General features: G+C 67.3%; 18 protein-coding genes and 1 pseudogene. 3 read left to right on the forward strand and 16 right to left on the reverse strand.

What is annotated here, in order from left to right:
• From NBY69_RS03990 to NBY69_RS04000, 3 genes are all read right to left on the reverse strand, one after another.
• A partial coding sequence (locus NBY69_RS03990; protein ID WP_250298288.1) for a condensation domain-containing protein occupies window positions 1-2,306 on the reverse strand: 2,306 nt, incomplete at its 3' end.
• Between the two features lie 74 nt (window positions 2,307-2,380).
• Entirely contained in the window at window positions 2,381-2,581 is a 201-nt protein-coding gene (locus NBY69_RS03995) for an MbtH family NRPS accessory protein (protein WP_250298290.1), read from the reverse strand.
• Window positions 2,571-5,993 (reverse strand): amino acid adenylation domain-containing protein, encoded by a 3,423-nt coding sequence (locus NBY69_RS04000; RefSeq protein WP_250298293.1) that lies wholly within the window; start codon window positions 5,991-5,993, stop codon window positions 2,571-2,573. The genes NBY69_RS03995 and NBY69_RS04000 overlap by 11 nt, the downstream gene beginning before the upstream one ends.
• Window positions 5,994-6,315: 322 nt before the next feature.
• On the opposite strand from NBY69_RS04000, the gene NBY69_RS04005 reads away from it, so the two are divergent.
• Window positions 6,316-7,827 carry an amino acid adenylation domain-containing protein gene (locus NBY69_RS04005; RefSeq protein WP_266643249.1) on the forward strand — a complete coding sequence of 504 codons (1,512 nt, stop codon included), beginning with the start codon at window positions 6,316-6,318 and terminating at the stop codon, window positions 7,825-7,827.
• A gap of 39 nt (window positions 7,828-7,866) precedes the next feature.
• On the opposite strand, the gene NBY69_RS04010 is transcribed toward NBY69_RS04005, so the two are convergent.
• The 11 genes and pseudogenes from NBY69_RS04010 to NBY69_RS04060 all read right to left on the reverse strand — a co-directional run.
• Window positions 7,867-8,709 carry an alpha/beta hydrolase family protein gene (locus NBY69_RS04010; RefSeq protein ID WP_250298297.1) on the reverse strand — a complete coding sequence of 281 codons (843 nt, stop codon included), beginning with the start codon at window positions 8,707-8,709 and terminating at the stop codon, window positions 7,867-7,869.
• A gap of 13 nt (window positions 8,710-8,722) precedes the next feature.
• On the reverse strand, window positions 8,723-10,372 hold the full coding sequence (locus NBY69_RS04015; protein ID WP_250298298.1) for an amino acid adenylation domain-containing protein: 1,650 nt from the start codon (window positions 10,370-10,372) through the stop codon (window positions 8,723-8,725).
• An 8-nt stretch (window positions 10,373-10,380) separates the two neighbouring features.
• On the reverse strand, window positions 10,381-11,505 hold the full coding sequence (locus NBY69_RS04020) for an acyl-CoA dehydrogenase family protein (RefSeq protein WP_250298300.1): 1,125 nt from the start codon (window positions 11,503-11,505) through the stop codon (window positions 10,381-10,383).
• Window positions 11,495-12,865, reverse strand: a complete 1,371-nt coding sequence (locus NBY69_RS04025) for a TrpB-like pyridoxal phosphate-dependent enzyme (RefSeq protein ID WP_250298301.1) — start codon at window positions 12,863-12,865, stop codon at window positions 11,495-11,497. Before NBY69_RS04025 ends, NBY69_RS04020 begins: the two co-directional genes overlap by 11 nt.
• Before the next feature lie 52 nt (window positions 12,866-12,917).
• Window positions 12,918-13,154 (reverse strand): acyl carrier protein, encoded by a 237-nt coding sequence (locus NBY69_RS04030; RefSeq protein WP_250298303.1) that lies wholly within the window; start codon window positions 13,152-13,154, stop codon window positions 12,918-12,920.
• A 447-nt stretch (window positions 13,155-13,601) separates the two neighbouring features.
• Complete coding sequence (locus NBY69_RS04035) at window positions 13,602-14,828, reverse strand: MFS transporter (protein ID WP_250298305.1); 1,227 nt, start codon at window positions 14,826-14,828, stop codon at window positions 13,602-13,604.
• A 98-nt stretch (window positions 14,829-14,926) separates the two neighbouring features.
• Window positions 14,927-15,826: a helix-turn-helix transcriptional regulator gene (locus NBY69_RS04040; protein WP_250298306.1), complete on the reverse strand. Its 900-nt coding sequence runs from the start codon at window positions 15,824-15,826 to the stop codon at window positions 14,927-14,929.
• 290 nt (window positions 15,827-16,116) lie between these two features.
• Complete coding sequence (locus tag NBY69_RS04045) at window positions 16,117-17,052, reverse strand: Gfo/Idh/MocA family protein (protein ID WP_250298308.1); 936 nt, start codon at window positions 17,050-17,052, stop codon at window positions 16,117-16,119.
• A 757-nt stretch (window positions 17,053-17,809) separates the two neighbouring features.
• The gene (locus NBY69_RS04050; RefSeq protein WP_250298310.1) at window positions 17,810-18,001 is read right to left on the reverse strand and encodes a hypothetical protein; all 192 of its coding nucleotides are present in this window, start codon (window positions 17,999-18,001) and stop codon (window positions 17,810-17,812) included.
• Window positions 18,002-18,636: 635 nt separating this feature from the next.
• Window positions 18,637-19,797 carry a LuxR family transcriptional regulator gene (locus tag NBY69_RS04055; protein ID WP_250298312.1) on the reverse strand — a complete coding sequence of 387 codons (1,161 nt, stop codon included), beginning with the start codon at window positions 19,795-19,797 and terminating at the stop codon, window positions 18,637-18,639.
• A gap of 508 nt (window positions 19,798-20,305) precedes the next feature.
• Window positions 20,306-20,575, reverse strand: a pseudogene (locus NBY69_RS04060) (ISAzo13 family transposase); the annotation flags it as partial.
• A gap of 467 nt (window positions 20,576-21,042) precedes the next feature.
• Here NBY69_RS04060 and NBY69_RS04070 point away from each other — a divergent pair.
• A complete protein-coding gene (locus tag NBY69_RS04070) occupies window positions 21,043-22,449 on the forward strand; it encodes a ParB/Srx family N-terminal domain-containing protein (RefSeq protein ID WP_250298313.1) in 1,407 nt (468 codons plus the stop codon).
• Window positions 22,450-22,528: 79 nt separating this feature from the next.
• On the opposite strand, the gene NBY69_RS04075 is transcribed toward NBY69_RS04070, so the two are convergent.
• Together NBY69_RS04075 and NBY69_RS04085 are read right to left on the reverse strand one after the other, a co-directional pair.
• Window positions 22,529-23,548, reverse strand: coding sequence for a hypothetical protein (locus tag NBY69_RS04075; RefSeq protein ID WP_250298315.1), 1,020 nt, complete (start codon window positions 23,546-23,548; stop codon window positions 22,529-22,531).
• Between the two features lie 212 nt (window positions 23,549-23,760).
• On the reverse strand, window positions 23,761-24,648 hold the full coding sequence (locus NBY69_RS04085) for a helix-turn-helix domain-containing protein (RefSeq protein ID WP_250298317.1): 888 nt from the start codon (window positions 24,646-24,648) through the stop codon (window positions 23,761-23,763).
• A 177-nt stretch (window positions 24,649-24,825) separates the two neighbouring features.
• Between NBY69_RS04085 and NBY69_RS04090 the strand changes: the two genes are divergently transcribed.
• Window positions 24,826-25,299: a carboxymuconolactone decarboxylase family protein gene (locus tag NBY69_RS04090; RefSeq protein ID WP_250298320.1), complete on the forward strand. Its 474-nt coding sequence runs from the start codon at window positions 24,826-24,828 to the stop codon at window positions 25,297-25,299.
• The last annotated feature ends 104 nt before the right edge of the window (window positions 25,300-25,403 follow it).

Consider the following 25,403-nt stretch of genomic DNA (forward strand, 5'->3'; position numbering starts at 1 on the left):
GTCCTGCCCAGGGCGTCCACGGTGAATTCGGTAGGACCGTACAGATTGACCGCAAGCACTCCCGGGTCGGCCGCGAGCCGCGCCCACAACGACGGCCGTACCGCCTCACCACCCAGAACCATCAGCGAAGGACGGTGCCCGCCTTCGAGAAGGCCCAACTCGACGAGCTGTTCGAGCTGGGAAGGCGTCGACTCCAGTACGTCGATGCGCTCCTGGCGGAGGAAGTCGAGCAGCAGTTGGGTGTCCCGGCAGGTCTCGTCGTCCACGACCAGCAGCCGGTGCCCGTCGACCATCCACAGCAGCTGGTCCCAGCTCGCGTCGAAGGATATGGAGAGGGTGTGCGCCACCCTCAGCCGGACGTCCCCGGCGAACTGCGCCATGGCGGCGAAGTGGGAACCGCGGTGTGAACAGAACAGGTTCGCCAAGGAGTCGTGCCTGACCAGAACGCCCTTGGGCAGACCGGTCGAACCCGAGGTGAAGACGGTGTAGGCAAGGTCCGAGGGCTGCGGAAGGGCGAGTTCCAACGGCTGCGCGAGAGGTGCCACACCCTTCAGGTCGAGGCGTGGCACCGAGGAGGCGACTGCCTCCGGCCCGACCCCGGAGTCGACCACGAGCAGGCTGACCCCGGCCGCTTCGATCATGTGGCGGAACCGCTCGGGGGAGAGCTTGGCGTCCAGCGGTACGAGAACGGCGCCGGCCCTGATGATTCCCAGCATCCCGATGAAGAGCCGTCCCGACCGCCCGGCCATGAGACCCACGCAGTCACCTCGCCCGACCCCCCGGCGGCCCAGTTCGGCGGCGACCGCATCGACGGCATCGCCCAGTTCACCGAACGTCCACTGGTGATCCGCGTCCTCCAGTGCGACCTCCTGCGGCTGTGCGGCCACCTGCTCGTGGAGGAAGCCGAGAACGGTGGCACCGGGAGCAACGTCGACCGAGGGCCCCCGCCCGTACTGGTCGAGCACCGCACGTTCGGTCCCCGGACGGAGCAGGGGCAGGTCCGAGACGCGCGCCGAGCCGGATTCGGCCAACGCCGTGAGCAGGGTGAGGAAGTATCCGGCGAACCTGGAGACGGTTTCCGCCTCGAACAGATCGACGCTGTAGTTGAAGGAGCCGCGCAAGCCCTGTTCGTCGTGGATCATGTCGAGCGAAAGATCGAAGAGCGTCGTCTGCTGCGGCGTCAGGACCTTCTCGGCCCTGGCTCCGTCCAGCAGTAGCTCTCCGGAGAACTCGGAGTCCAGGAGCTGGAACATCACCTGGACCAGCGGATTGACGCCGGAGACGCGATCCGGGTTCAGCGCTTCGACGAGCCGTTCGAACGGAAGCTCCCCGTTCTCCTGACCGGCGAGGACGCTCTCCCTGGTCCGTGCGACGAACTCCCGGACGGTCGGATCGTTCCGCAGGTCCCCACGGATCGCCAGCGTGTTGACGAACATGCCGATGACCGATTCCGCGCCTTCCTGGGTGCGCCCGCTCAGCGGGACGCCCACCACGAGGTCCTCCGCACCGGTCAGCCGGGACAGAAAGGCCTGGAAGGAAGCGAGAAGCACCATGAACATGGAAGACCTGGAGCTGTTGCCGAGCGCTTGCAGGCCCTTGAGGACAGCGTCCGGCACGGTGAACTCGCAGATCCCCGACACGGGGAAGAGGGCCGCCGTACGTGCCTTGTCCGCTGGGAGCTGGAGCAGGGCAGGCGCACCCGAGAGATGCCCGGTCCAGTAGTCCAGGTATTCGGCCGTGCGCTCCGCGTCCAGGAGTTCACGCTCCCAGACAGCGAAATCGACGTACTGCAGGTCCGGTTCTGCAAGCTCGGCGGGCTCCCCGGCCCGTTCAGCGCGGTAGAGCTCGGACAGCTCGGACAGCAGTAGTCCCATGGACCAGCCGTCGCAGACGATGTGGTGCGCCACCACGACCAGGACGTGGTCCTGCGGGGCGAGACGGCCGAGCCGGAGCCGGAGCAGGGGACCTGTTCCGAGGTCGAAGGGCTCGTCGGCCACCTGGTCCACGAACTCCCTGACCGCACCTTCGCCGTCCCGGGCGAAGTCGCTCTCCATGTCGTTCCGTGCCAGCACACCGGCGGACTCGCAGTCGGCGGGCGCCTCCTCGATCACTTGGGACGGCACGCCCGCCGCCTCGACGAAGCGCGTGCGAAAGGAGGCGTGCCGGGCCACGAGTGCGTCCACGGCCCGGGAGAGGGCCACGAAGTCCAGCGGTCCAGAGACCCGGAAGACCTCTTTCACGTGGTAAGCGGTCCCCTCGGGCTCCATGCCCTGCAGGAACCAGAGCCGCTGTTGGGCGGACGACATGGGAAAACGGTTTTCTGGCATCTTGAGCAACTCCTCCGAAGGCCGTGGATCCGCTACGCCGAAACCTGGTCCGTTCATTGACCGATGGAGCGATGCAAGCGACCGTTGGAAATGTCCTGCCATGTTTCCCGGATGTGGTTCAGACAGTTTTCCTTGCTTCCAGAGAATTCAGCCCGGTGCCACCCGAGCGGGAGCTGCTTCGAATCCGGCCAGATGGACATCTGGTTCCACTGGTTGACGACCACCACGAATTGGCCGTTCTCTTCATCGAACATCGCGTGCTCCCAAGTTTTTCGAGGCTCCCGGTACGGGGCGTTTCTTCGCCTTTCTGGTCAGCCGACCAGCGAGGGCTTCGACTGCGGGAAAGTCGAAGAGTTCCCGCACAGTAAGCTCGTATCCCATCTCCGACCGCACCCGAAGGACCAGCCTGGTGGCCAGGAGCGAATGCCCGCCAAGGTCGAAGAAGTCGTCGTCGACTCCCGCTTCGTCGATCCCGAGGACGTCGGCGAAGAGCCGGCAGAGCGCTTCTTCCTTGGTCCGCCGATCGGCCTGCCCGTCCGGCGCCGCGGGGACGTCCCGGGCCTCATCGCCGACGGCATCCCGGAGACTCGTCCCGGAGCCGACCCGCTCGAAGTGCCCGATGTCGATGCTCCCGATCGGAAGCCGGGGGTCGCCCATCGCCCCCTCGACCATCCTGACCAGGCATTCGGCCAGGCATTCCACGGTTCGCCGGTCGAACAAGTCCGTGGCGTACTCAATGCCGCAGTCCAGGCCGTACCGCGGACCCTCCGATACCGGCGGCTCGTCAACAGTGACCAGCAGATCGAACCGGGCGACGTCGAGGCACCAGTCCAGAGCCGTGACGTCCAGGCCGGGCATCCGGATTTTCGCTACGGCGTTGTTCTGAAAGGCCAGTACGACCTGGCACAGCGGGTGACGAGCGAGCGAGCGGGGCGGATTGAGCGCCTCGACCAGGTTCTCGAAGGGCAGATCCTCGTGCGCGAACGCGTTGAGATCGAATTCCCGGACCCGGGCGACCAGTTCCAGGAACGTGGGGTCTCCCGACGTGTCGGTCCGCAGGACCAGCGTATTGACGAAGAACCCCACGAGGTCGTCCAACGAATCGTCGAACCGGCCGGCAACCGGACTTCCGATCGGAATGTCGGTCCCGCTGCCCAACCTGCTGAGAAGAGCGGCGAGCGCGGCCTGCATCACCATGAACACGCTCACACCGGCGGACGCGGCGAATTCCGTCATCCGGCGGTGGAGTTCCGGGTCCAGCCGGAAGTCGACGACCTTCCCACGGAAGCTCGCGTGTGCCGGACGGGCGTAGTCGCACGGGAGATCCAGTTGATCAGGGATTCCCGCCAACGCCGTTGTCCAGAAGTCCAGTTGCCGCGAGGACAGGCTGTCCGGGATGTCCGTCCCACCCAGCGCCTCCCGCTGCCACAGCGCGAAGTCCGCGTACTGGACGGGAAGGGGTTCCGGCGGAGCGACCGGGCCCCCGGTCCGTGCGGTGTACGCGCGGACAAGGTCCCGGGCGAGGGGAGCCATGGACCATCCGTCACAGGCGATGTGGTGCAGAACCAACAGCAGGACGTGTTCGTCCGGGGCTATTCGGAGGAGACATGCACGCAGCGGGGGCTCGGCCGAGACATCGAAGCGCCGATTCTCGAACTCGGCCTGGAGCCTCGGCACATCGGCCGGCACGCACTCGACGACATCGGCCTCGGGCGGCCAGGCCCCGTCCGTCGCGAGCACCCGCTGATACGGCTCCCCGCCGTTCTCCGGAAAGACCGTACGCAGGCTTTCGTGGCGGCTCACCACGTCACCGATGGCCGCCCACAGAGCCGTGCGGTCGAGCGGCCCGCCGAGTCGCAGCGGGAACGGAATGTTGTACGTCGCGCCGGGGCCCTCGATCTGGTTGAGGAACCACATCCTGCGCTGGGCGAAAGACAGCGGTACGAGGTCCGGGCGGGCGACCGGAACCAGTTCACGACGTACGGCCGGCTCCTCACCGAGCTGGGCCACAAGGTCTTCGAGAACCGGGTGGTCGAAGACGCTTCGCACGGTCAGTTCGCGGTGCAGCACCGTCCGCGCCCGGGACACCAGGCGCATGGCGAGCAAGGAGTTCCCGCCCAGCTCGAAGAAGTCGTTCCCCAGTGCCACGTCCGGCACTTCCAGGACCTCCGCGACCAGGCCGCACAGTGCCTTCTCGTCGGGGCTACGGGGAGCACGCCCCGTAGCGGTGGGCTGCAAGGCGGGGACGGGCAGCGCCTGCTTGTCCACCTTGCCGTTCGGCTTCATCGGCAGGGCGTCCAGCACCACGACGACGTGAGGCGTCATGTAGTCCGGAAGCCAGTCGCCGGCGAACTCCCGCAGCTCGCGCTGCCAGTCGTCGGAGTCCGCCGCGCAGACCACATAGGCGACCAGGCGGTCCTGGTGAGCGAGCACGACCGCCTGGGCCACACCTGGGTGGGTGTGCAGGACCCCTTCGATCTCCCCCGGTTCGATCCTGCGCCCGCGGATCTTCAGCTGGTCGTCCTTGCGGCCAAGGATCACCAGCCGTCCGTCGGGCAACAGCCGGCCGAGATCACCGGTCCGGTACCGGACCCCCGCCGGGTGCTGGACGAAACGCCGCGCGGTCAGCGCGCGATCGCCCAGGTAGCCCTCGGCCAGCCCCGCGCCCCGGACGCAGACCTCCCCCGGCTCTCCCGCGGGTACCTCGTTGCCCTCGTCGTCCAGTACGAGGATCTCCGCGCCCGGGATCGCCCGCCCGACCGTGACATCGGCACCCGCAAGGAGTTCGGTGCCGGCGCACCATACGGCGGCTTCCGTCGGGCCGTAGGAGTTGTACAGGCGGGTGCCCGGTTGGAGCCGGTAGTGCTCGGCGACCAGCGGTGCCGGGCACTGTTCACCAGCGACCAGCATGACGACCGGGCCCGTCGAAGGTTCGGGCAGCCTACGCAGCGCGGTGAGGTAGTGCGACGGAGTCATCGAGGTGTGTGAGACCCGGGTCCGGCCGCCGAGCACGGCGTCGACTGCTCGCATCACACCGTCGAGGGACTCGGGTGCCAACTCCAGGGTGCCGCCCGACGCGAGGGTCCACCAGATGGTGCCGAGCGAGGCGTCGAAGGACAGGGGCCAGAGCATGAGGAAGCGGCGGACCGGGTCCTCGTAGTGTCGCAGCCTGGCCAGCGTGGTGCTGGTGATGGCCCGGTGGGAGACAACGACACCCTTCGGCTCGCCGGTGGACCCCGAGGTGAAGATGATGTACGCGACATCGGCGGGACAGGGGCGGGAGGCCGGGCGGACTCCGCTTCGCCGGGCAACGACCACCGGCAGGCGGAGTACGGTGACGCGTTCCAGCGGACGCAGCCCTTCCGGCGTACTCAGTACCGCGACGGCCGAGGTGCGCTCGGCGATCAGGCGTAGACGGTTCGGCGGGGACTGCGGGTCGACGGGAACGTACACGGCACCGGCCTTCAGCACCGCCAACTGGGCCACCAGGGCGGCGGCGCTGCGACCGAAGGAGCTAAGCACGGCCTGGCCGGGCTCGACGCCCCGCGCCATGAGGTCCGCGGCCAGCGCATTCGCCTCACCGTCCAGTTCCCCATACGTCAGCTCGGCGTCCTCGGCCGCGACCGCGCAACGATCCGGGTGGAGATCCGCCCGGTACTCGAACATGGCGACCAGCGTTCGCTCGATATCGACTGACGGCGCTTCGGCACACAAGTACACAATGGTTCACATCCATTTCTTCGCTGAGGCGCCGGACAGCAGATCGGGCGTGACTTAATTGCCGATGAAAGCCATTGATTGTTCTGGCTCCGGCTCAGTTAAGCGCTCGGTCGATCATGACTCCGAGAAGTGATTCGTGTCGAGCACATGGAGGGTTCATCATTCTGCAGACTCCGCTTCCGGTAACAGCCGGACCTCTCTCCTCGACGATCTCGCCCGGTAGATTCTGGGCGTATCGGGGAAGCCGATGCCGACGGGAGAATCACATATGACAGAGCCGTCCACACTCCATGAGCGATTTCGTGAGGTCGCAACCAGATGGCCGGACCGGTGCGCCGTGTCCACGGGCACTGACGCAGTGACCTACGGCCGACTTCGCGAGCTCGCCGACGAACTGTCCGACGCCCTGGCCGCGGAACTGAATGACGGTGAGGGCCTGGTCGCACTCAGGATCGGCCGGAGCGTGCGGGCTCCCGCAGCGGTCTTGGGCGTCCTGCAGTCCGGCCGCGGCTACGTTCCGGTCGACCCGGACTACCCGGCGGCCCGTCAGCAGCACATTCTTCGTGACTCGGGAAGCGCCCTGGTCGTCACCGACAACGGCGTCGACGACGACGAGGTCCCGGTCGCCTCGGTCGGCCCCTTCGTGATTGCCCGCAGGCCGGCAGACCCCGGGCGGTCCCAGGTGCCGTCCGGCACCGCCTACGTCATCTACACGTCGGGATCCACCGGGACACCCAAGGGCTGCCTGGTCGGGCACGAGCACGTACTCGGGCTCTTCGACGCCGCCGGGAAGGTCTTCGACTTCGGCCCGGACGACGTCTGGACGGTCTTCCACAACTACAGCTTCGACTTCAGCGTCTGGGAACTGTGGGGCGCGCTGCTCCACGGCGGACGCGCCGTGATGGTCGGCCCTGCGGTCGCGGGCGACCCCGCGGCGTTCAAGGAACTGCTCGCCGAGGAATCCGTCAGTGTCCTCAACCAGGTCCCGTCGGTCTTCGGGCTGCTGACCCAGGAACTCGAACTCGCGCCCGTGGAGCTGCCGCGGCTGCGTCATGTGATTTTCGGCGGTGAGGCGCTCCACGCGGACGACATCGGCCGCTGGAACACGGTCGCGGCCGCCCCGCGGGCGAAGCTGACGAACATGTACGGGACCACGGAGACCACCGTGCATGTGACGTACTGCGAGCTGACCGAAGAACTGCTGGCCGAAGCGCCGGCGAGGACGACTCCCATCGGACACCCCCTGCCCCATCTCAAGGTAACGCTCGTCGACGACGGCGGTCTCCCCGTGCCCGACGGCGAACCGGGCGAGATGTGGGTCAGCGGCGCCGGCGTGAGCCACGGGTATCTCAACCGTGACGCGTTGACCGCCGAGAAGTTCGTCGTCACCGAAGACGGCAGAAGGTGCTACCGCAGTGGCGATCAGGCGGTCCGAAGGCCCGACGGGAATCTCTATTACGTCGGCAGGAAGGACCAGCAGGTGAAACTACGCGGCTTCCGCATCGAACTCGGCGAGGTCGAGGCAGCCCTGCGGGCTCTCCCCGGCATCGGCTCGGCCGCCTGCGGGGTGGAGGAGAACCGCCACGGGGACGGGGTTCTCATCGCCTACGTGGTGCCGACCGTGGGCGCACCCGCGAGCAGCAAGGACATACGTGACGCGCTGACAGCCTGCCTGCCGGCCCATATGCGGCCGCAGCGCATCAAGTACCTCACGGAACTCCCGATCACCCCGCACGGAAAGCTCGACCGCACGGCTCTGCGCACCGCCGTCACCGCCTGACGCGGTACGCGGCCCCGGATCCTGGTCCGGGGCCGCGCATCAGGCCTGATCCTCGCGATGAAGCCGCTCGGCGGCGAACGCGAGTGAGAAGGGCAGGGACCGGTCCAGGAATCGCAGGTCGTGCCCTCCTTCGCGTTCGTGGTACTCGAAGTCGATACCCGATCCCTCGATCTTCAGCGCCATGTTCCGGTTCATGCCGATGATCCGCGCATAGTCCTGCGACCCGACGTCGAAATACAGGGACAGATCCGGGCCGCCCGTGTACGAATCCATCATCCTGAAGGGGTTGTACCGAAGCCGTACCGGGCTTCCCGGTGGCCCCCAGACCCGCTCGTGGGCCGCTGTCGAGGGAATGGCGGAATCTCGGTTCTGACGCATCTCGGAGTAGGGGTCACCCACTCTGAGTGGCGCTTCGAAAGCTCCGGCGTGACTGATTACCGTGGAGAACAGGCCCGGGTGCCTCAGGGCTTGCATCAGGGCCGTGGCACCTCCCATGGAGAATCCGCCGATGGCCCTGCGCCCCTTTCTCACATCCGCCCCTATATTCTCATCGGCGAAGGGCACCACCTCGCCGATGAGATAGTCCTCGTATCTCATGCCTCTATGGTCGTTGATGAACCACCGGCGGCCACTCTCCGGAATAACGACCATGAGATCCAGGCCCGCGAGGTGTTCGATCAGACGAGTGCGCTGCAGCCAGGTCAGCCTGGTTCCACCGAATCCGTGCAGCAGAAACAGCACGGGAAGCGCAGAATCCAAGGAATTTCGCCGTACGGGTCTGAGCACGCTGACCCGTTTGTCGCAGTCGAGCGCGCGGCTCGGCCATTCCCAGGTTTCCACCTCTTGCGACAGGAGCTGATATTTCTCTATGAGCCGGTACACGCCGTCACCGCCACTATTTCCGGGCCGCCCCGGGGCCTGCCCGGCGCATGGTGATCCGGCTCTCCGCAAGAGCGGTCAGCGCCAGACGGTCGACTTTTCCGGTGGAGGTGTACTCCAGGGCCGGCAGGATCTCGATCAGTTCCGGGACCATGTAGGAGGGCAGTGATTCACGGCACTGGCGGCGCATGTCCCGCTCGTCCGTCACGACGCCGGACAGCGGGGTGACGAACGCCGCGAGGCGCGTATCGCCGGACGCCGAATCGCCGACGGCCACGCATACGGCCTGGTCGACCGCGGGCGAGGACTCCAGTGCCGCCTCGATCTCCCCCAGCTCGACACGGTAGCCCTTGATCTTGACCAGGCTGTCGTTGCGGCCGATGAAGACATACCGCCCGTCGCGGTCGCGGCGCACGATGTCACCGGTGCGATAGAAGCGTCCGTCGGTCTGATCGACGATCCGGCTCGCTGTCTTCGCGGGATCGTTCCAGTATCCACGCATGACCGATTCACCGGAGATACACAGCTCGCCGACCATTTCGCCGTTGCCGGGCAACCTGGTCCGGTCCTCCGCGAGCAGGATCGCTCCGGCATAGGGGCACGGCTGCCCGATGGGCGGGGCCGCACCGGCAGCCGCACCGAAATCCTCGTCCTCGACACGGTGGAAGGTGCAGACGTTCGTCTCGGTCGGGCCGTAGAGGTTGTAGAGAGCGGCCCCCGTGGGCACCTTGTCCCGCAACGCTCTCAGATGGTGCGTGGAATACGCCTCACCGGCAAAGGACACGACCCTCAGCCGGGAGGCCGCGAGGAGTTCGGAATTCTTCGCCTCGACCATTCTTCGCAGCGCGCTCGGTACGGAGTACCACATCGAGATCTTCTCGTCGGCGACGAACTGGTTCAAGGCCGCGCCGAGGCCTTGCCAGCTCTCCGGCACCAGCGACACACAAGCACCCGCCGCCACGGCCACGAAGACATCGAGGACGGACAGGTCGAAGTGGAGCGGGGCATGACTGGCCAGTACGTCCACGGACGTCACACCGAACTCGCGCCCCGCCCAGTCGACGAAGGCGCGGGCGTTGCCGTGCGACAGGGTCACGCCCTTGGGCGTGCCGGTCGAGCCCGACGTGTACAGGATGTAGGCCACATCATCGGGATCCGGCCCCGCGGCAGTGCGCGTTGTCCGCGTACCACGGGCGAGTGCGTCGGCCCAGGACACCACGGAGAGATCGTCCGGTGCCTGCGCCGGATCCCCGCCGACGACGAGAACGGAGAGCGAGGACAGCACCTCGGGCCTGGTCGCACGTAGCGTCTCGACTCTGTCCGTAGTCGTGATCAGCCACGTCATACCGCAATCGGCGATGATGGTGGCCGCTCGCCGGACGGGCGCGGTCGGATCGATCGGCACATAGGCCCCGCCGCTCCGGAGCACCGCATGGATGGCGGCCACCGCTTCGATCGACTTGTTCAGCCAGATCCCCACACGCATGGTTCCGTCCTGGCCGCGACCGGCCAGGGTTCCCGCCACCAGATCGCTGATCTCGTCCAGTTCGGCATAGCTGATCTGCCGGTTTCTCTCTTTGACGGCGATCTTGCCGGGGTTGTCCCGCGCGGACTTCTCCAGATGGTCCACCAGGGTCCCGGCAGTTGTCGAAGGTGACCGCTCCACGAACTGATTCACCTCATTCCGAGCTTCGCCGCTATGACAGATCGCTGCATGTCCGAGGTCCCCGAGGAAATTCTGGTGCCGAGTGCGTCCCGGAGCCGCTCCTCGATCCCGGCTTCTTCCGTGTATCCGTAGCCGCCGAAGATCTGCATGGCGCCCTCGAACGTGGCCACTGCGGCCTCGCTGATGGCGAGCTTGACCATCTCCGGGTAGAAGGACTCTTCGTTGTCCGCCAGTTCCCAGGCGGCCCGGTAGGTGAGGTTGCGAGCCGATTCCAGCCTGACCCGCAGGTCGACGATCCGGTTCGACACCGACTGGAAGGAAGCGATCCGGCGCCGGAACTGCCGTCGGGACAGGGATCGTTGTACACACTCTTCGAGCTGCGCCTCGACGGCACCCAGCAACGGAGCGAGCAGCAGGGTCCGCTCCCATGCCATCACCGAGGCGAAGATCTTCGACCCCTGCTTCTCGGCACCCAACCGCCGGCTCTCGTCCACGACGCAGTCATCGAGGACCACCTGCCCCCACGGGCACGATCGGAGTCCGGCCTTCTGGTACTCGGCCTCGACCTTCAGCCCGGGATGATCGCGCTCCACCAGGAACGCCGTCACACCCGTGAACCCGAACTGCTGCCCGAGCGTCGCGTAGACGAGGAACACATCGGCCAGCGGCGCGTTCGTCACGAATCTCTTGCGTCCCGACAGCCGGTACTTCGTCCCGTCCTTGACGGCGACGGCCTCCATCGCGAGCGCGTCGGAACCGGTCTCTGTCTCGGTGATGGCGTGCGCGCCGGTCAGCGTCCCGCTCGCCAGGCCGGGCAGGTACGTCGCTTTCTGCTGCGGCGTGCCGAACTTCACGATCGGGTGCTGCACGGCCCACATGTGAGCGCCGGCCGAGACGAGCAGCCCGATGTCCCGGCAGCCGTATCCGAGCCCTTCGAGGGCAAAGGCACAGGTGAGCGCGGAATGGCCCAGACCGCCGTACTCGACAGGCACGGGCAGCGCCATGACCTGGTCGGCGGCGAGCGCCTGCCAGCTGGCGCCGCCCCCGCCCGACTGCCCGGGTGCAGGAGAACCGCCGTGCTCGCGGAGGCGGTTGTTCAGCGCGAGTTGCTCCGCGGACCACTCAAGATTCACGGCCGTGCCCTTGCTCGTCCCGCGCCCTGGTGAGCTTCTCGACGGCCTGGTCGACTTCACGCTCCGTCGCCGAGTCATCGCCGAGGAGGCCATTCATGTACTTCTCGTAGGCGCCGAGATCCATGAGCCCATGGCCGCTCAGATTGAAGAGGATCGTTTCCACCGAACCGCTCTCGCGGGCACGGACGGCCCGATCGATGGCGTGCTTGATGGCGTGGGCGGACTCCGGTGCCGGGATGATCTGTTCGGCGCGGGCGAACGTCACACCCGCCTCGAAGATCTCGTTCTGCGAGTAGGCGACGGCCTCGACCAGTTTCTCGTGGTACATCCAGCTGATCACGGGAGCGGCGCCGTGGTATCGCAGCCCTCCGGCGTGGATGGGCGACGGCATGAAGTCGTTCCCCAGCGTGTACATCTTCGACATCGGGGTGTTGCCGAGGGCGTCGTGGTGATCCCAGGTGTACACGCCCCGCGTCAGCTTCGGGCAGGACATCGGCTCGACCGCGACCAGCCGCGTCTTCCGGCCCGCCTCGACCGATGCGCGGTAGAAGGGGAACGCGAGGCCGGCGAAGTTGCTTCCGGCACCGATCGCCCCGATCACGGTGTCCGGAAATTCGCCCCTCTCCGCCATCTGGACGAGCGCTTCCTCACCGATGACCGTCTGGTGCAGCAGTACGTGGTTGTCACCGCTTCCGGCGGAGTAGCGGACGCCGTCCCCCTCGTTGGCGTACTCGTGCGCCTCGGAACTGGCCACCGACAGGCTCCCCGGGCAGTCCGGGTCCTTCAGGAGGATGGTCCGCCCGGCCTCGGTATGGATGCTGGGGCTTGGGATGACCTTCGCGCCGTTGAGTTCCATCATCAATCGGCGGTAGGGCTTCTGCTCGTAACTGCACTTCACCATGTAGACGGTGCAGTCCATGTCGTAGGACTTGCAGGCCATCGCCAGCGCCGTGCCCCACTGCCCGGCGCCGGTCCCGGTCACCAGCTCGCGGACCCCGGCCTTCTTGTAGTAATAGGCCTGTGCGACAGCCGAGTTCAGCTTGTGACTACCGGAAGGGCTGACCCCCTCGTACTTGTAGTAGATCTTGGCGGGGGTACCGAGCGCCTTCTCCAGTTTCCGGGCGCGTACCAGAGGCGTCGGCCGCCAACGCTCGTACTCCGCCCGCACTTCATCCGGAATCGCTATGAACGGCTCTTTGCTCACGCTCTGCCGGTAGATGGAGAGCGGGAGCTGCGGCTGAACTCCGTGCCGCCCCACCCTCTGGGCCGGCCTCCGCTCCTGCGGGACGTATCCCGCAAGATCGGCGATCACGTTGTACCAGTGCGTCGGAACTCCGCTCCGCGCTGTGTCTTCACTCACTGCCACTCCTCCTTGCCGGGCCGGCTCGCCATCGGAATCACTGTCGGTCGGGTCAGGCCGCCTGTGTGGTCACCAGCTGGACCAGACTTCCCACGTCGACGAGGTCGACCTTCATGAGCGCTTCGTCGTTGATCTCACAGGAGAGATCGCTTTCGAGCCGGGTGATGAGTTCAAGGAGACTCAGCGAATCCAGGCCGATCGTGGCGGAGTACAAAGGGAGTTCATCCGCTATGTCCTCCGGAGACAGCTCAAGGTCGAGAATCTCGATGAGCCGGCGCCTGACCTGCATCGAAATTACGGAATCCGCCACGGGGGCCCTCTCAGAGATAATGAGCACTGGAATCGAATCCGGTGCGAAACGATCAAATTCGACGGGCGACGGGACAGCACTCGGCTCCGCCCGTATCGAACGACTGCACCGGTGTTTCACCGGCCGCGACCGAATCAGTGACCACGAGGTACAGGGAATCGACATCGGACCCTTCCCGTCCGTCATCGCTCTTCGCCATCACACATGTGCCGCAGTCGACAGCCCTCGCGAACTTCCGCAAGAAACCGCCAGCTTCTTCCGATGTTGCACCCGGACCGTTCGCTCGCACCAGCGCACGAAGGGTTCCGGATCATGCAACTGCGCGAACCGGATCTGCCGAATTCTGGCGGGCACGGTTCACTCTCAGCGACACCCCGAGGCCACTTCGGTGAGAATTCGTGTTTTCTTGGGCATTCGCCACCGATCTCAGGAACTCGCCACTGATGAGCCCTCCTGGAGGATTGATTCACTCTTGACCCGGACAAAAAGGAAGGCCGCCCCGGCAAGGAGAAGTGCGGGGGCTGCGGCCAGGGCGAAGCTGGTGTGGAGCGGCAGGTTGGAGATGGCGAAGCCGATGGTCGCGGCTCCGGTGGTGTTGCCGGCGTTCACGGCCGTGTTCACCCAGGTCCCAGCCCGCACGCGGGCCTGTGGTGCCGCGGACTGGTTCGCCACGAGGTACGCGGCCGACAGTCCGGGGGATATGCAGACACCGGTGCAGAGCGCTATCAGCGCCAGCACCGTGAGGTTCGGCGACAGTCCGGCCACCCCGATGCCGATGGCCGGGCCGGCCACCAGGATCGGCAGTTGCTTGCGGGAGGAGATCTTCCAGTTCACCGTGCCGTAAGCCAGACCGCCGAGCGCGCTGCCCGCTGACAGGGCCGCGCTGCACCAGGCCACCGCCGCCCCCTGGTGGTGGAACCTGGCGAACGCCACCATCAGCAGGCTGACGGTACCCAGACAGAACCCGATACCCAGGGCGGCCATGACCGGCTGGACGATCGCGCGTCCGAGCCGCCCCGCCTCACCGCGTTCCTCGGAGCGGTGCGCCGCGGGCCGCACTGCGGGCGAAATGACCAGTGCGGTCGTCCCGCAGGCCACCAGCGACGCCGAGAGGAGCAGCCCGGCCGACGGCGCGGCGAGCGTCGCGATCAGCCCGGCAAGGAGCGGGCCGGCCAGGAAGAGGACCTCTTCGGCCACCGTGTCGAGGCTGAAGGCGCGGCGCAGCAGGTCCGGGGAGTCGGGGATGAGTTCGTTCCACAGTGCCCGCATCGTGGGGCCCAGGGGCGGTGCACAGGAACCCGCGGCGCCGGCGACACCGATGATGAGCGCGACAGGCGCACCGTGCCACCATGCGGTGGCACCGAGCGCGGCGAGCAGGAGGGCAAAGACGAGCGCCATCGGCAACAGCGCACGCCGCAGGCCGTGACGGTCGATCAACTTGGCTCGCAGCGGGGCGAGCAGGGTGGCTCCGGCGGCGAAGAGTGCCTCGGCGCCGCCCGCGACCGCGTACGACCGGCCGCTGCCGGTCAGCGCGAGCATGAGGGAGAGCGGAGTGATGCCGTAGCAGAGTCTGCCCAGTAGCGCCGCGCCGAACGTGCGGGTCGCGTGGGGGGTACGGAGGACGTCAACGTACGAAGGTGTACGCAATTGCATCGAAATGGTCCTTGTCCAGAGGCAGTGCGACGCCTGTGGCCAACGCTGCGAGACCTACAGGGGGCACCTGATGCCGTGTGCTTGAAGTGGTATACCGGTCAGGCCACTTGGGCCCTGTCGGGCGGGAGCCCTCCCGCCGGCCGGCAATGCCCGTGGTGGGCGCCCCAACCGTGGTCGACAGCGGGATCCGGATACATTTCCCTGCCGCGACGAGCCCCTTCCTCCCGCGCGATGAGATATCCCAGGTGCGTGCGGTTCCGTGCGCCGAGTCGCCGCATGATCTTGGAAATATGGCTGCGGCACGTACGCTCACTGATCGCCAGCCGCCGTGCGATCGCCCCGTCCTTCTCCTCGGTCATCATCAATTTCATGATTGAATTCTGGATTTCAGACACGACCGAACCCTCGACGCGCGTCCGATAGGACGAGGTCATCGGCTGGGAGAAATTCCAGATCCCCTCGAATACGTCGACCAGGAACGCAACGACCGCGGCGTGCTTGATCATGATCACCCCGGCGTCTTCGGAATCGCCGGAAATGAAGGCGGTATGCCGGTCGAAGATCATCAGGCGTCGAGAGAGACAGTCCAAGGTCCTGACCTCGGCGCCGATCGCGGTCAGCGATTCCACATGATTCTGAGTGTTCCCGCAGAATCGTGCGCTGTGCTGGTAGATCGTGCGCATGCTGACACCACGTTTGAGCATGGCACTGTCGCGAGGGTAGGCTTTTTCAAGGATCGCCCGGGGCCGCGAACCTCCGGGCTGGACCACCAGAACCTCGAATTTGCATTCGCCGGCCGCTTCCGCGATCCGCGTATCCACGGCATCAGGATCGACGATGGCGACGATCTGCCCGCCCTGCCCGTCGACAGACAGGGCTTCGTTGAATACTCGCAGACTCCGCAGGCTGGACTGGGTCCTGGATACGTCGCGCACCACACGATCAAGGGATTCCAGCAGCCGACCGAAGATCTTTTCCTCTGCGACGTCCGCACTCACTGCGGTAATGAATTCCGGATTGGTCTCGGCGCAGGCGAAAAGACCGACATCGCGCAGCTGGTCGAGCGTGGCGACGGCAGCTTTCCGATCCGAGCCGAGCAGCGCGAGAACGTTCGGATGCGGTAGATCGCCGTCGGTGATGAGATGGCGGTAGGCGCGAATTATTTCCGAATCTGACGTGTTAATGCTTGATCACCCCTCAGGTGCAGGCATTTCCGTAATTCTGCATTTCGCATCACAGGACGGTGCCGGTCGGCGATGTCTCCGCAGAAGGAGATTTTTGCGAGTGCTCAGGTCCTTACGGCGTTCAATTCGTCGAAGACCGACCGTAGAATCACCGAGACGTGGCGGGCGCTCCGCAGACCAGAACGCGGCAGCGGCTCGCCGGTGGCCAGCGCCCACGCCATCTCCTGGTAGACGGCACGGCGCAACTGGGTGGTGGACGGGGTCGGGTGGTCCTCGATCAGACCGACGGCCCCGGTCATGACGGCGCCGTCGGCCACCAGGACGCGCCGGTCCGTACCCAGGACCTCCAAACGCTCGGACCTGACGGTGGTCTCGGCGGTGACCACGAAGCTGAGTACAGCACCCTCCCTGAACTCGACCAGGCCCGCGACCCGTGAGTCGATACCAGGTACGGACTCACGGATACCGCCCAGTCGCAGTTCCATCGGCTCACCGAGCAACTGGCATGCCAGGTCGAGGTAGTCCACGGCCAGATGCGCGGTGACACCGCCGAGCGACACAGCCGGGTCACGGCGCCAGCCCGCTCGCCGGTACTGCGCGCTGGGCCGGTACCTGGATACCTGGAGCACCCCGACAGCCCCCTTTCCCCAATCCCAGGCGAGCACGGACTCGGGGAGCCTGAGCCGTTCCTGGAGCATCACGCCGATCGGGCGGCCCAGTCGGCGGCCGAGCTCCACGATCCGGTCGATCTCGGCAGGCGAGGAGGCCGGGGGCTTCTCCAGGAGCACCGCCTTCCCCGCGCGCACGGCCTCCTCCGCGAGGGCGGCCCGGTTCCCCGGAGGCACGCACAGGGCGACGAGATCCACCGACGGGTCGCCGAGCAGGCCGGCCCAGTCCGCCGAGCGGGGCAAACCGTCGGTGTCCATGGACGCGTCCCGTTCCAGGACGGTCGCGACGCGCGCGAACGGGACACCGTCCAGGGCCGCGGCATGCTGCCGTCCCGCCACGCCGAAACCGACGATGGCCACACCGAATGTCATGCGTACCTACTTCACTTGTTTGCTTCACGGTGATACCCGCAGGCATGCCCGCGGCGACGGTGTCGCCCGAATACCCATCCATCAGCAGAAAGGCGCCGGTCGCCCGCATCTCGTCGTACGGGTCGACAGGCAGCGCGTCCACCGTCACCCGCGCGATGTCGCTGCCGACGAGCCGGGCGGGAGAAGGGTCCCACCGCGCCGTCGCCGGGTCGGAGCGTTCCCCACCTTCACGGACGGTTTCGGGACAGGCCCAGGGACGTCGAGAGGCACCAACAACCGCCGCACGGCGACGAAGTGACGGTTCGCTACATCGATGGTGATGGCCTGATCGCGTCCGTCCCGCGGGCCGTTCGTGAACAGTGACGTTTCCGGGGTGGCGTCGCACTCTTGCGCCACCGTGCCCAGCGCGGCGAGCCGGTCGCCGGAATTCGTCCGGCAGCGGCGCCCCTCACACCTGCGGCCCTCCATGCCGGCCTGACTTCATCCGGTCATCGTCGCGGGTGGCGCGACGTCCAGCCGTACGGCTCCTGACAACTTCCGCAACGATCAGAGCACAAGACACCGGTCTGCCACTTCCCGTAGGACATGGACGGCCCCATCCTCAAGTGCCCCGGCGCGGCCGGTAGTTGATGCACGGCGGCGGGTGAACGGGTCGTGGGCAGTTCGGCGATCGCGGTGGCCGTCACGCCGGTCCCTTCCTCCGGAGGCGGCGTTCCGCCGCTCGGTGGGCGGCCGAGGCCGAGAGGGACGAGTGCGGTTACCACCAGCCGGTACTGTCGCCCTCGCCGCTCGTCGCGGACACCGTGGCCACGGGAGCCTGTCCGCCGGCCATCGAGACCGTCCCGGTACCGGCGGCGATCACGGTGCCGGGAGCTGCGGTGGCGGTGATACCGACGAGCGCGGCCCCGGTGATACAGACGGAGAGCGCGAAATTCCCGAACTTGGACATGACTGTTCCCCCGGCGAATTGATCGGATGTGAACTGGCGGGAAGTTGCTCCCGCCTCGTTGCTTCACCATCGTTTCTCCACCAGGGCCCCAGAACCAGGCTTTCGGGATGCGGCCATCAGCCATGACGGGTAGTGGCCAGAGCGGCCTCCATCTCACATCCTGAGATTGCGGGGAGGGTCCTGGATGGTGTTCGACCCGGAGGCATCCGACCTCACGGCTCACCGACTCGCCTGCCGCAGCCGGACCGGCCGAAAGCACTCGCCGCGGTCAGGTCGACGCGGACCGAAAGCACTCACCGCGGTCAGGTCGACGCGGGCCGAAGTACGGTCGCAGGTCCGGGAGCCGGCGGGGGTGAGAAGTCCGGCCGTCGTCACTGGCTCCGCTTCACCGCCCGTTGGCCCCGGACGCATGTGATCACCCGCGCGATCCAGCCACTCACAGCCCTGCGGAACCGTGGCTGACCAGCAACCCCGACCGTCCCGACAAGCCACAGCAACATCCCGGAGCCATGGAACCCCGGCGCCCACCCGACGCGACAGCCGGGCCGCCGCCGTGCCCAGGCCCACGAATTTCCGCACCTCGCAAGCACAGAGCCCCCGCCGGCGACCCGACGAGGGCTCATGAACGGTCGGGGCTAACTCTCCGCAGTCCACGGTGTCGACGACGAAGGCGGGGCGGTCAGGGTGTCCTGGGTGTCCAGAAGGCCGAGGTCGGCAACCTTCAACGCGGCCTGGAAACGGGTCCCCACGCCCAGCCGGTCGAGGAACGCGGAAATCGTACGGCTCAGCGTGCGTGCCGAGACGCCCAGTTGCCGTGCGATGCTCTCGTCCTTCATGCCCGCGGCAAGCATGCGGATGATGAGTTGCTCCTGGACGGTGATCTCGATCTCCGAGTGCGGGTTCTGCGAGCGCGAGTTCTGCGAGCGCTGTTCCAACGGAGCGGCGTTGTGCCAGCAGAAGTCGAAGAGCGCCTGAAGTGAGCGGACCAGTTCGATGCCCCGGATGGCGAAAGCGCCCTGCGAACTGTCCTGCGGGTCGATGGGCAGGAGCGCAAGACTGACATCGAAGAGCAGCATGCGCAGCGGCAGATGGGCGGCCAGTCGGATTTCCATTCCGAGCTGAGAGGCCGATTCCAGATACTCCCCCATATAAGGCACTTCAGCGATGTGCTGGGCATAGAGCGTGCGGACCTTAATTCCCCTGCTCATCACTTCCGAGTCGCGCAGCAGCATGTCATCCATGAGTTCCACGGGAGGAATTCCGCCGGGATGCATGGTGCACTCACGGGATTTCACGAGGCTCACCGCATCATCCAGGAACGCATTGACTTGACTGACGCTGCGCAGCGTTTCGATCTCGACGACGTCGCGCCCGTCCGAGCGCAGATTCATAAAGTCACCCATGATGGCCCTGATGGAATCACGAGTGCGCGCCAGTTGCTCCTGATGCCGGGAGACCTGCCGTTCCTCAGCCGCGAAAAGCCGAGAAAGCGCCGCATCGGGATCAATCGCAACATATCCACCGGGATTCTCAGTCGACGGAACAAGCAGACTGATTGCCTCCAGACTGTCGAGCGTCGACTCCACTTCCGCCGCGGAAATCCCTGCGGCTTCCGCCAGATCCTCCGCCAGCCACGACGGATTCTCATGTACCAGCCGATAGAGGACCTGCGCCAGTGGGCGATCCGAAGACCCTCCCGTGCCCGCCCTACTGCGAAACGACACTTCCACCCCAGCCTTCAGCCCTGCAGTCGAACTCGCTTGCTGCGCGCAGGGAGCCAGATCACGTCTCTTCACGCCGAGACAGCGCCGCTTCCCCCGGACGCACCATACCCCCGTCTTCCTTACCGAGCCAGTGATTTGGATCTTGAAGGTAATGGGGCAGAAGGCTAATGAGTACGCGGGGTGCAGCCCACCCTTTCAGCGCACCGGGTGACGCATTGAGCGGGTGTTTTCCCAGGATGCGGAGCACCTGGTCAGTTCGTCCCGAATCGCCTCGGCCTCCTTCGTGGTGCTCACAAAGGACCGCTCCAGCACATTGCCGTGCCACACCTACACGCCTATGGTCCGCTTATGAGCGAGAGTCGCGCCGATGACGCCGCGTCAGGGTGCCGGGCCGGCAGGGGCAGACAATGTGGAATGCCGCGGACCGTCACTCCAAGGGTGAACCGGAGCCCGAACCGGCATCTGAGACCAGAACCGAGACCGACGACCGCAGAGCGGCCCGCTCACGACGACGCCGCCGCATCCTGTAATAGCAAAAGCCCCGGGTCACGGCGAGTGAGTTCTAATGGCTCGCCGATCTTTAAAATGTCGTCTTGATCTTGCTTTCTGACTCGCTGGTCTGGGCACGGACCCGGGCCCGTAGGGCCGAGAGGGCGACGGGTGGAGTTGTTGCAGGCGGGATGGCAATGCCGTGTGTCTTGAGGAGTCTCCGGTTCTTCAGGAGGGTGCGGTGCATGGCAGTGCGGCTGCTGGCGAACAGTACGGCGAGAGGTTCCGCGGCCAGGGCGACCCGCAGACGAAGCACGGTGGCCAGGACCTGTTCGGGGAAGGCGAGCCACGGTGGTCGGCCGCACGACGGCCCGTACCCCGCCATGGCCCAGCCCACGAGCCTCCGCAGCCATCAATAGTCGCCGCTGCCGCTCGTCCAGATGCGGGGAACAACACCGCGAACTTCACAGTGAGTTGGGTACGAATCTCGCCGGGGATACGCATACCGCACCAACGAGTCACCGGCCGGGAAGCAATACCTTGATGATCGGCAAGCCCTGAGGGTTCCCGCAATTCCTGGCGGGCGCACGAGACCTACGAGGAACAGGCGGGACGACGCCGGAAGGAAGCCGCCCCAGGTGTCGATGACGCACCGTGACACGGGCCCCGGGCTCTGCCGGTCCCGCCCCGCCCCGGCGTTCACCTGGTCGACACCCGCCCGACGGCCGGGATCCACCAGCCGGGCGGGTACGGATGCGTGGATGTGCCCAATCCTCGGCGCACCCACGCAGCGCCGCGCCCCGCCCCGCAGAGACACGTGGAGACCGAATGACCGCCCCTGTCCGTACACAGTCCCAGCCCCGTCCCCCTCGCCTGCGCCGTCTGGGGGCGGGGCTCGCCGTGGGCGCGGTGGTGCTGGGCGGGGTACTCGCGAGTGGCGGTACGGCCACGGCGGCGGCCACCGCGACCGGCTCCACGACCGGGAGCCCCAAGGCCGGGAGCCCCAAGGCGGGGAGCCCCAAGGCCGGGGAACTGCTCGATGTCACCCTGGACCAGCTGCGTCCCACCCAGCCCGCCGTGGGCTTCGACCAGATCTACTACAAGCTCGGCCGCTACACGAGCACCAAGGACGAGGCGAACGGCGACTTCAACAAGCGGTTCGACGACTGGTGCGAGACCAACGGCCAGGAGAAGGCCGCGAGTGTGAAGCCCGGCGCCAGGCTCTCCGACGCGTCGAGCTTCACCTGCACTGTCCCCGTCGGCAAGGAGACGGCCGAGACCCGCGCCGCGATGAAGACGGTCGTCGTCGGGCCTGGCGGGGTCCTGTACCTCACCGACGGGCACCACTCCCTGACGTCGTTCATGGAGGCGCCCGACGGCGGCCCGAAGACCCACATCAGGCTGCGCGTCGTGGACGATCTGAGCGGGCTCTCCACCGCCGCGTTCTGGAAGACCATGCAGGAGAACAAGTGGGTCTGGCTGCGTGACGAGAACAACCGGCCCATCACCACGGACCAGCTTCCCCAGCACCTCGGACTGACCTACTTCCACGACGACCCCTACCGCAGCCTCGTCTACTTCACCCGCGACATCGGCTACCAGGCGCCCGACGACGCGGCGGAGTTCCTGGAGTTCCAGTGGGGCACCTGGCTGCGTGAGCGCGTCGACCTCGGCGCGTACGACCTGACCGCCCCCGCTTCGTACCTCTCCGCGATCCGCACCGCCTCGGAGACGATGTCGGCGACGCCCGGCGACACTGTCATCGCCGACGGCCGCACCGCCGACGAACTCGGCCGGATGAAGGAGTGGAACAACGGCAAGAAGGCGACCGGCGGCGAGTTCGGGAAGCTGAGCGCCCCGATCTCCGAGGCGAAGCCCGGCAAGCTCGCGTACGCCCTCGACTACCGGGCCCGTGTCCCCGCCGCCCCCGCCTGTACGAAGACGGTGACCGGCAAGCACACCGGACCGCTGGTCGTCTCCTCCGGCGTCACCTGCCTGGACGGTACGGAGCTGACCGGCCCCGTCGTGGTCGGCGCGGGCGGGAGCCTGGTGGCGAAGGGCGCCGCGATCACCGGGCCCGTCCAGGCGGTCGGCGCCCGTACGGTACAGATCTGCGGTACGTCGCTGACGGGCCCGCTCTCCGTGGTCGGCACGAAGGAGCGGCTGACCCTGTCGGGTCCCGGCTGCACCCCGAACACCTTGAAGGGACCCGTCCAGCTGGTCGGCAACCCGTAATCCGCCGGGCCGGGCGGAAATCCCGGACCCGGCGGAGAACGACCGGACAGGTCCTGGCCAGTGCCGGTCGCGGCACTGGCTAGCGGTTCAGACGGGCGCGGACGAAGTTGGGGTCCGTGCCCGTGAGGTAGGCGGCGCTGCCGACGTAGACGGTGTCGCCGCGCAGTGTGACGGACGTGGGGTTCTGGAGGCCGTCGGCTCCGGTCAGGACGGTGGAGTGGGAGCCGTCGGTCTGGATGAGGGCGACCTCGCTGGGGCCGTTGAGGGCGGCCAGCATCTGGTCGCCGTGGCCGGTGAAGGCGAAGTCGTCGATCCCGGGCAGACCGGTGGCGCGGGTCCGGACCGGGCCACTGCGCCCGTCGCCGAGGATGGGGATGCGCAGGACGGTGCCCTTGTCGAGGTTGGTGGCCCACACCGCCCCGTCATGGATCTTCAGGCCGTTGGCGCCGAGGAATCCGGTGGAGGCCAGTTCGGGGGCCGTGGACCACGCGGTGGGCACGCCGCCGGTGACGGGCACGCTCCAGATGGTGCCGAGGGCGGAGTCGGTGACGTAGAGGGTCCCGGTCCGCGGGTCCAGGGCCAGGCCGTTGGGAAGGCCGGTCGCGGGCAGCGCGGCGATGCGCTGCGGTTTGCCGCCGGGGCGCAGACGCCACACGCCGGTCAGGTCGGCGGTGCCGGTGGCGTACAGGAAGTACAGGGTGCCGTCGTGGGCGCGGACGATGCCGACGGTCAGGGGGAAGCCCAGGGCCGGGGTGTGGACGCCGTCGTCGGCGGGCCGGGGCAGGGTCGCCAGGATGCGGACAGCGCCCCCGGGAGAGATCCGGGCGACCTGGCGGGCCTCCGCGAAGGTGACGTACGCACTGCCGTCGGGGGCCATGGCGATGTTCTCCGGCGTCTGTTTCTTGGCCAGGTCGAGGTGCAGGGCGATCCGTGCGTTGCTCAGCGGGGCGGAGACGGCCGACGCCGGAACCGGGCTGATCGTCGTGACCGCGATCGCGGTCGCGGACAGCACGGCAACCGCAGCGGCGGTCCTGACCAGCTTCTTGGACAGCTTCTTGGACAGTTCCTTGGACATGATGCCTTCACTGTTTTCGGGCATGCGGCAGCGGTACGCCGGCGCACAGGTCGGGTGGGTGGCTTTGCCCGGGGCGCCGTGCGCCAGGGGCTGCTCGGGGCCCGGCCGGATGTCGGCCGTGCCCGGGTGGATGTCGGCCGGGCTCGGGGGATGTCGGCCGGGCCCGGGGGATGTCGGCCGGGCCCGGGTGGATGGGCGCTCGCGGATGCAGGCCCGTCGTCCGGTGGTGTGTGAGGTCAGCCGGCCTCGGCGCGGGCCGCCGGTCGCGCCGGATCGCCCTGAGTGAGAATCTGGGCGAGCAGGGCCAGCGTGGTCCGGGCGGGTGAGTCGGCCTCCGTGGTGGCGACCACGATGTTCTGGCCCGGCCCCTGACTCAGGGTCTGCTGGGTGACGGTCAGCGGGCCGACGAGCGGATGCCGCATCCCGTAGGCCGCAACGGTGCAGGCCTTGACGCGGTGGTCGGCCCACATCGAGGCGAAGTCCGTGCTCTTCGCGCTCAGTTCACCCACCAGCGCGTGCAGCGCGGCGTCGTCCGGGTACTGGCCCGCCACCAGGCGCAGATTCCCCACCACGGCCCTGGCCTTGCTCGGCCAGTCCGCGTACAGGTCACGGGTATGGGGGTCGAGGAACACCAGCCGGGCCATGTTGGGACGCTCGGCCGGCCGGTCCGCAGCACGGGGGTCCAGGTGCGAGGCGAACAGTGCGTGGCCCAGCCGGTTCCAGGCCAGGACGTCACTGCGGCGGCCGGTCACGATCGCCGGGACGTCCGCCAGGACCTCCAGCAACTGGCCGGTCGCCTCCGTCACACGCTCCGGCGCGGGCCGTCGGCCTCGGCCGGCGCCCTTGGCCGACCGGGCCAGGTTGTGCAGGTGCAGGCGCTCGGACTCGTCCAGCCGCAGAGCACGGGCGATCGCGTCCAGCACCTCCGGCGAGGCGTTCAGCGACTGTCCCTGTTCCAGCCGGGTGTAGTAGGAGGTGCTCACACCTGCCAGCAGCGCCAACTCCTCACGTCGAAGACCCGGCACGCGCCGCCGTTCCCCGTAGGTGGGGACCCCGAGGTCCTCAGGAAGCAGCTGGGAGCGCCGCGTCTGCAGGAAGTCCCCGAGCTGCCCTTTTCCGTTCATGGATCCGAGTATGGGCCGAGCCGAAACACACAGCCTGTCCCTGCTGGGGGTAGGCACCAGTGTGTCCGGTCGCGAGCAGCGGACGCCTGCGTGACGCGGGCCACATCCGCCCATGTCACATCCCGCCGAGCCGGTCCGTCCAAGGGGGTGTAAGCGCCAACAACCAAGGAGTGCACCATGGACGCCCGCTTGAACCCGTTCAGCAGCCCGGTCGCGGCCAAGTCCCTCAAGCACATCATCGCGGCGGGCACCGTGCTCGCGGAGTCGACTCTGCCGCTCGCGACGCAGGAGCTGGTGAAGATCCGTGCCAGTCAGATCAACGGCTGCACGGGCTGCCTCGACATGCACACCAAGGAGGCCGCGCACGCCGGTGAGACCTCGGTACGCCTCAACCTGGTCGCGGCCTGGCGGGAGGCCACGGTCTTCACCGACGCCGAGCGCGCCGCCCTGGAGATCGCGGAGCAGGGCACCCGCCTCGCCGACGCGGCCGGTGGGGTCACCGACGAGGCCTGGGCGAATGCCGCCAAGTACTACGACGAGGACCAGCTCGCCGCCCTGGTGTTCGTCATCGCCGTCATCAACGCCTTCAACCGCCTGAACGTCATCGTCCAGCAGCCCGCCGGGGACTACCAGGTCGGACAGCACGGATAACGACGGAACGACGGACCCGGGGCCGCGCGTCGGCGCAGGAACCGGTGTCCCACCCGCCCCGCCCGCCCACCTCACCGCAGTGTCAGCGCGGGGCGGGCGGGGCC

It is taken from the genome of Streptomyces sp. A 4/2 (genome assembly GCF_940670765.1).
Taxonomy (GTDB): Bacteria; Actinomycetota; Actinomycetes; order Streptomycetales; family Streptomycetaceae; genus Streptomyces.